Source organism: Pseudomonas sp. EL_65y_Pfl2_R96 (assembly GCF_963970905.1).
GTDB lineage: Bacteria > Pseudomonadota > Gammaproteobacteria > Pseudomonadales > Pseudomonadaceae > Aquipseudomonas.
In genome coordinates, this window is the sequence record NZ_CAXAQH010000164.1 from 1 (window position 1) to 584 (window position 584).

At 65.2% G+C, this 584-nt stretch carries 1 protein-coding gene; it reads right to left on the reverse strand.

All coding sequences use genetic code 11. The annotated features are described in order from the left end of the window. On the reverse strand, positions 1-472 hold a 472-nt coding region (locus tag AACY49_RS30015), incomplete at its 3' end, for a helix-turn-helix domain-containing protein (RefSeq protein WP_339527851.1). Positions 473-584: the final 112 nt, after the last annotated feature.

Genomic DNA, 584 nt, shown 5'->3' on the forward strand with positions numbered 1-584 from the left:
TGATCTTCACCCCGCCGATCTCGACCAGACGCTCGCCAAAATCGATCTGCAGCTGCCGGCCCGGGGGCGTCTCGAACCGCGTCGTCGCCAGCGCCTCGGCCTTCAGCGCCTGGCGATAGGGCTGCACGGCGCGTTGCAGCGTTCGCCGGCTGACCGCCACGCCTTTCTCGGCCAACAGGTCCTGGCGCACCACGTCGGCATTGCCGCGATGCCGAATGAGCCTCTCGCGCAGCCAACCCTCAAGGCCATCAAGCCGTTTCGGCCGCTCAGGCGATTTGAACGGCTTCACGCCGCCCGCCGCCACGTAGTCCTTTACCGTGTGATGGCTGCAGCCCAGCTCGCGCGCAATCCGCTTCAGACCCCACCCGCACGCCCTCAGGCGCAACATCTCCGCCACGTCATCCGGCGTCTTCATCACCTGCCCCCGTGGATCACTCCACGATGAGCCTTCCGTGATTCGTTCCTCGTTCATTCGCTCTCTCCTCGGCTATCCAAGGAGGGGGCAATTCCTCATGACGCCGAGGGGGCAGTTTTCCATGGCGCGCGACACATAGCCCGCCGCTCATCTCTCATGCGCTCCATGT